Origin of the sequence: Aeromonas sp. 9A, from assembly GCF_963900955.1 — a bacterium.
Classification (GTDB): Bacteria; Pseudomonadota; Gammaproteobacteria; order Enterobacterales; family Aeromonadaceae; genus Aeromonas; species Aeromonas salmonicida.
In genome coordinates this window covers 4,695,488-4,701,487 of record NZ_CAWRFG010000001.1, presented here as the reverse complement: position 1 = coordinate 4,701,487, position 6,000 = coordinate 4,695,488, and the positions used below count along the sequence as shown (strand labels likewise).

Here is a 6,000-nt window from a genome sequence, read left to right as displayed (position 1 = left end):
GCCCCCAGCGCCAGCGACGTGGCCAACCGGATGAGCGACATCGACTGCCAGCCCTTGCCCAGCAAGCGCTTGTTCAGCAGGCTGCCGATCAGAGTCCCTAGCGCCAACACCAGGCCGGAATAGCCGAACTCGCTGGCATTCAATCCCAATCCGGCAAACAGAAACGGTGCCAGGCTGTAGTAGCCAAACAGCATGGTATTGAACAGAGCGACCAGCAGGGCGCTGCGCCAGAGCCCGCCATCCCTTGCCATCCGGCACGCCAGTGGCCAGAGAGCCACCCTGGTAGTGATGGCAGGACGGGTTTCCGGCAGACGCCAGCTGGCGATCACCGTCAATCCCAGGGCCAGCACCAGCAAGCCGCTGAAGACACCGAGATAGCCTAACTGCTCGGCCAACAGACCGCCGCTCACCAGCCCCAACACAGGGCTGATGGACAGAGCCACCCCCATCACGGAGAAGACACGGGCCAGATCGCTGCCCTGATAACTGTCACGCAGCATGGTCTGGGTCACGACAGATCCCACGGCGGCGCCAAAGGCCGAGATGATCCGGGCCAGCAGCAGGGTTTCAAACTGGTTGGCCAGCAATGCCAGCAGACTGCCAGCCCCGTAGGTCAGCAGACCGGCCAGCATGGCCGGACGCCGCCCGATCAGATCGCAGAGGCGACCCCAACAGACAACCCCTACCGCAAACGCCAGAAAATAGACTGACAGTGTCTGGGACGCCTGCCCGTCACTCACCCTGAACTGACTGGCAATATGCGTCAGCACAGGGCTGTAGATGGTCTCCACTATCTGGGGAAACATCATCAATCCGACCACCAGCCAGAGCGGTGGCAACTTGTTGTTCATGACAAACCTCCTTGACGAGAGGTTGCCAGTCTAGAGAGATACGAAATGTCTGATTACAATAAGCAAGACTATAAACATCAACAATCAGACATATGGCCTTTATTCTTCCCGATCACCCTTTTGATCCCGACCGCCTGACTGGCAGCGTGATCGGCATAGCCTCTGCACTGGGTTGGCACGACTCAGGCCTACATCAGCATCAACGCCATCAGCTGTTGTTCGCCCAGGCTGGCTGCATGAGCATAGAGCTGGCCAATCGGGTATGCCTGCTGCCACCCAGTCGGGCAGCCTGGCTGCCGGCGGGTACGCCCCACAGGGTCTTGATGCGCGGCGTGGTGGCCTACCGATCCCTCTACTTCATGCCACAACCAGAGCTGCCAACCAGTGTGCAGGTGATCGCTGTCAACCCGCTGCTGCGGGAGATCATAGAACGAATGGCACTCTGGCCATGGGAGAAACCGGAAGTGGAGCAGAGCCGGACGCGGGCCTTGTTCATGGAGGAGCTGGCGCAAGCGCCGCGGGAATCCTGGCAACTGCCGCTACCGGCAGACCCGCGCCTGGCAGTCTGGTTGCAGGAGGTAAAACGGGGGGACACCCTGCCCGATCGGCTCAACCGGCTGGCCGAACGGGTGGGTGCCAGTGACAAGACCATAGGTCGTATCTTCATGCGGGAAACCGGCATGAGCTATCAAGCATGGCGCCAGCAGTGGCGTCTGTTGCGTGCCATGGAGCTGCTGGCCGAGGCTGTGCCCATCAGTCGGGTAGCGGCTTCGCTGGAGTTCTCCAGCGACAGCGCCTTCATCAGCTTCTTCAAGCAGCACACGGGGCAAACTCCCCTGCGTTATCTCAACTCTCGGGGTGAGTCGCATCGGCCGAGCTAGCTTCCACCACCAGCGTATCCAGCGCCAGTGGCTTCAAATTGCTGAGGGCATCCAGCACCACAGCCCGGGATGCTTCCTGCTGCTGGGCCAGCATCTCCTGTCCCAGTTTGGCGGTATCCAGTTCGGGTCTGGGGTTTTCAGTTGCCATGACATTCAGGCTGAGGGTGCTCATTATCAGGGTGGCGATCAGGGTTTTCATCTGGCTTGCTCCGGTATGGTTGAGATGACCAGATAGCTATTCCAATAGTCGTGCCAATCCTCAAAAAATACATAAGATTATGAATTTGTTTAAATTTATCTTCTTATGACACCAAGGTACGTCGCACAAAACATCATGAGTGGTCATTTTTAAACCCATTAATGGTATTTTTTACCATGCTCGATTATTGAGTCATGTTCCACGTGGAACGTCCCGTTATTTTGATCGACACCCGCTTTTAAACTGAGCTATGGTGCTACATCCCCGTAACTGACTCTGGATCCGTCACCGAATGGAATTTTCTTTGTTCGGCGAGAAGTTCACTCGCCACGCCGGCATTACCCAACTCATGGATGACCTTAATCAGGGGCTGACCAATCCGGACGCCATCATGCTGGGTGGCGGCAATCCGGCTCCGATCCCCGCCATGCTGGAGCGCTTTCAAACCGAAGCCAGAAACCTGCTCGACAATGGCGAACTGGTCAAAGCCATGGCCAACTACGACGGCCCCCAAGGCAAAGACAGGTTCACCAAGGCACTGGCCACCCTGCTCAGCAAGGAGCTCGGCTGGAATATCACGTCCCGCAATATCGCCCTGACCAACGGCAGCCAGAATGCCTTCTTCTACCTGTTCAACCTGTTGGCCGGTGAGTTCGCAGATGGCCGCAAGAAGAAGGTGCTCTTCCCCCTGGCGCCCGAATACATTGGCTATGCCGACTCGGCACTGGCCGATGACTATTTCGTAGCGTACAAACCCACCATAGAGAAACTGCCCGATGGCCAGTTCAAATACCATGTGGATTTCGAAAGTCTGCAGGTGGGCGACGATATCGGCGTGATCTGCGTCTCTCGGCCGACCAACCCGACCGGCAACGTGTTGACCGACGAGGAGATTGAACACCTCGATCAAATCGCCCGCGACAGGGGCATACCGCTGCTGATCGACAATGCCTACGGTGTGCCCTTTCCCGGCATCATCTTCAGCGAGGCCAAGCCGTTCTGGAACGCCAACACCATCCTCTGCATGAGCCTCTCCAAGCTGGGACTGCCAGGCACCCGCTGTGGCATCGTCATCGCCGATGAGAAGATCATCCAGGCCATCACCAACCTGAGCGGCATCATCAACCTGGCGCCGGGCAGCCTGGGGCCCGCCATCACAATCCCCATGATCGAGAGCGGCGAGATCATTGCCCTTAGCGAACAAGTGGTGAAACCCTTCTACAAGCAGAAGGCCGACTTCGCCGTGCAACTGCTGCGAGACGCTATCCCGGACCCGCGCTTCCATATCCACAAGCCGGAAGGCGCCCTCTTCCTCTGGCTCTGGTTCGAAGGCTTGCCGATCCACAGCCAGGAGCTGTATGAACGGTTGAAAGCCAAGAACCTGCTGATCGTGCCTGGTCACTACTTCTTCCCCGGCATCGACGACCCAGAGTGGCGCCACAGCCAGGAGTGCATCCGCCTCAACTACTCCCAGAGCGAGGAGCTGGTGCGCCGTGGCATTGCCATCCTTGCGGACGAAATCAATGCTCTCTACGCTCGCTGATCAAGCCTGCCAAAAACAAAAAGGCCTGCAATCGCAGGCCTTTTTCATCTCTTGTCACTTAGTTGGGCAGCACCAGCTGATCGGGTTTGCCGATCTCGATGGCACGAGGCTTGAGCGCCTCGGGCAGCTCGCGAGCCAGATCTATGGTCAAGAGGCCATGTTCCAGTTTGGCGCCCTGCACCTCAACGTGCTGACTCAGCTTGAAGGCGAGCTCGAAGTCACGCTCTGCGATACCCTGATGGAGGAACTGACGCTCACCGGCAGCTGCCTTGCGCCCCTTCACCTTGAGGGTGCCGTTTTCGGTTTCCAGCTCCAGCTCTTCGCGCTCAAAGCCAGCCACGGCGACCGTGATGCGATAGCCATCCTGATCGCGCTTCTCAATGTTGTACGGGGGGTAAGCGGTGGTCTTCTGATCGAACAGACCTTCCAGCTCACGGGCCATCCGCTCAAAGCCGACGGCATTGGAATAGAGATGAGAAAAATCGAGGTTACGCATAATCCTATCCTTCTAATAAGCAACAGGTTTTCATTTCCACAGGCCCGTCATCGGCACCCGGGAAGCTTGGTAAAAATGGATTCAAATCAGGCGTTAGCCGTTGATCTCAATCTTGCGCGGCTTCATCGCCTCGGGTACTTCTCGCATCAGCTCGATGTGCAGCAGGCCATTTTTCAGATCAGCCCCTTTCACCCGCACATAGTCGGCCAGTTGGAAACGACGCTCGAAGCCTCGCTCGGCTATGCCCTGATACAGATAGTTGCGATCGGACTCTGCCTGCTTGTTGCCCTTCACCGTCAGCAGATTTTCCTGGAAGCTCAGCTCCAGCTCTTCCTGGGTAAAGCCAGCCACCGCCATGCTGATACGGTAGTCGTTGTCACTCAGCTGCTCGATGTTGTAGGGAGGATAACCGGCATTGCCATTGCTGGCCGCAGATTCGATGAGATTGGCCAGACGATCGAAACCGATGGCAGAACGATAGAGCGGGGAAAAATCGATAGAACGCATAGTATTACCCTCTTGTGAGCGATAACGGATTATTTGCCCTCCTGTCGGACGGGCTCCTGGTCGAAACCTCTGTCGAGCGTTCCGGCCTTGTTACCTATATAGGGGCCAGCTTTTTGCTTTCAAGGGCTAAAAATGAAAAGTTTTCTGAAACATCAGATGTGGCTCTTAGCCTCCCTTGGCATCTTCTAGTGATAATAAAAGAGGTGAGCATAATCCCCCACCTTGTCCCGGCTCGCCCAAACATGGCACCCTAACCGCAGATCCCAAGGTGCCATGCCATGTCCCGTTCCGAACGCCTGCTGGCCCTGCTCCAGCTGTTGCGCGGTCACCGTTACGCCATCACAGGCACAGAGCTGGCCAGCCAGCTCGGCATCAGCCTGCGCACCCTCTATCGGGATATCGCCACCCTGCAGGCTCAAGGTGCCCATATCGAAGGTGAGCCCGGTATCGGCTATGTGCTGCGCCCTGGCTTCATGCTGCCACCGCTGATGTTCAGCGAAGAGGAGCTGGAAGCCCTGGTGCTGGGTTCACGCTGGGTCGTCGCGCACTGTGATGAAGCCTTGAGTGCATCTGCCAGCAGTGCACTGGCCAAGATAGAGGCCGTGCTGCCCGCCGAATACCGCCAACAGCTCCAGGCCAATGCCCTGCTGATCGGCACCTCCCGCAGCGACAGCCCTGTCGATGAGGCTCCCCTGCGCAGCGCCATCCGCCAGCAGCGCAAGGTGACCCTGAGCTATCGCGATCTGAAAGAGGAGCTATCTGAGCGCACCGTCTGGCCATTTGCTCTCGGCTACTTCGAGCAGGTGCGGGTACTGGTCGCCTGGTGCGAACTGCGGCAGGGCTTTCGCCACTTTCGGGTAGATCGCATCGCCCGGATGCAGCTGGAAGATAACCGCTATCCCAAGAGCAGAGAGAGCCTGCTGAAAGAGTGGCGTGCTACCCAGCAGATCCCGCAACCAAAATTCATTGCTGACAGAAACTGACAGCAGGTAGCGCCATGCTGACGGGGTCGGCGCAAATGCGCCCTCCACCGAATCAAGGAGCGTTACCATGTTGTTAGTCCCGCAGTTCACCATTCTCTATGTCGCGAATCCGGCTCGCAGCGCCCTCTTCTATCGCGAGCTGTTTGGCCATCCGCCAGTCGAAGAGTCTCCCACCTTTGCCATGTTCGTGTTCGAGTCGGGCGCCAGGCTGGCGCTCTGGTCCAGTGCCACAGTAGAACCCGCCGTTACCCAGAGTGCAGGCGCCATGGAGCTGGCCTTCCCTCTGCCTGATGAAGCCAGTGTCGATACGGGCTTGGCCGAGTGGCAGGCTCGCGGCCTGACCATACTCCAGCAGCCAACCAAGATGGAGTTTGGCTACACCGGCATGGCGCTCGATCCGGATGGCCATCGCCTGCGCCTCTACTGCCCGGGTGCCGAGCCAACCTAGATCTTCAGGTATCCACATCTGTACATCAGGAAAAATGCCGAACGCTAATCAGGCGTTCGGCATTTTCGTTATTTCAACCCGGCCGACAGTGA

8 protein-coding genes are annotated in these 6,000 nt (G+C 57.8%); 4 read left to right on the top strand and 4 right to left on the bottom strand.

The window, feature by feature from the left end:
* On the bottom strand, nucleotides 1-851 hold an 851-nt coding region (locus tag AACX78_RS21735; protein ID WP_159167403.1), incomplete at its 3' end, for an MFS transporter.
* Between the two features lie 92 nt (nucleotides 852-943).
* On the opposite strand from AACX78_RS21735, the gene AACX78_RS21730 reads away from it, so the two are divergent.
* The gene (locus AACX78_RS21730) at nucleotides 944-1,732 is read left to right on the top strand and encodes an AraC family transcriptional regulator (RefSeq protein ID WP_159167402.1); all 789 of its coding nucleotides are present in this window, start codon (nucleotides 944-946) and stop codon (nucleotides 1,730-1,732) included.
* On the opposite strand, the gene AACX78_RS21725 is transcribed toward AACX78_RS21730, so the two are convergent.
* Nucleotides 1,698-1,931: a hypothetical protein gene (locus tag AACX78_RS21725; protein WP_021139880.1), complete on the bottom strand. Its 234-nt coding sequence runs from the start codon at nucleotides 1,929-1,931 to the stop codon at nucleotides 1,698-1,700. The two genes, AACX78_RS21730 and AACX78_RS21725, sit on opposite strands and share 35 nt — an antisense overlap.
* Nucleotides 1,932-2,223: 292 nt before the next feature.
* Between AACX78_RS21725 and AACX78_RS21720 the strand changes: the two genes are divergently transcribed.
* A complete protein-coding gene (locus AACX78_RS21720) occupies nucleotides 2,224-3,474 on the top strand; it encodes a valine--pyruvate transaminase (RefSeq protein WP_159167401.1) in 1,251 nt (416 codons plus the stop codon).
* 58 nt (nucleotides 3,475-3,532) lie between these two features.
* Here the strand turns inward: AACX78_RS21720 and AACX78_RS21715 are convergent, their stop codons facing one another.
* Both AACX78_RS21715 and AACX78_RS21710 read right to left on the bottom strand, forming a co-directional pair.
* Nucleotides 3,533-3,970, bottom strand: a complete 438-nt coding sequence (locus tag AACX78_RS21715) for an Hsp20 family protein (protein ID WP_159167400.1) — start codon at nucleotides 3,968-3,970, stop codon at nucleotides 3,533-3,535.
* A gap of 93 nt (nucleotides 3,971-4,063) precedes the next feature.
* A complete protein-coding gene (locus AACX78_RS21710) occupies nucleotides 4,064-4,477 on the bottom strand; it encodes an Hsp20 family protein (protein ID WP_021139883.1) in 414 nt (137 codons plus the stop codon).
* A 278-nt stretch (nucleotides 4,478-4,755) separates the two neighbouring features.
* Here AACX78_RS21710 and AACX78_RS21705 point away from each other — a divergent pair, with 278 nt between their 5' ends.
* Nucleotides 4,756-5,460 carry a helix-turn-helix transcriptional regulator gene (locus AACX78_RS21705; protein WP_159167399.1) on the top strand — a complete coding sequence of 235 codons (705 nt, stop codon included), beginning with the start codon at nucleotides 4,756-4,758 and terminating at the stop codon, nucleotides 5,458-5,460.
* A gap of 70 nt (nucleotides 5,461-5,530) precedes the next feature.
* Nucleotides 5,531-5,908: a VOC family protein gene (locus AACX78_RS21700; protein ID WP_159167582.1), complete on the top strand. Its 378-nt coding sequence runs from the start codon at nucleotides 5,531-5,533 to the stop codon at nucleotides 5,906-5,908.
* The last annotated feature ends 92 nt before the right edge of the window (nucleotides 5,909-6,000 follow it).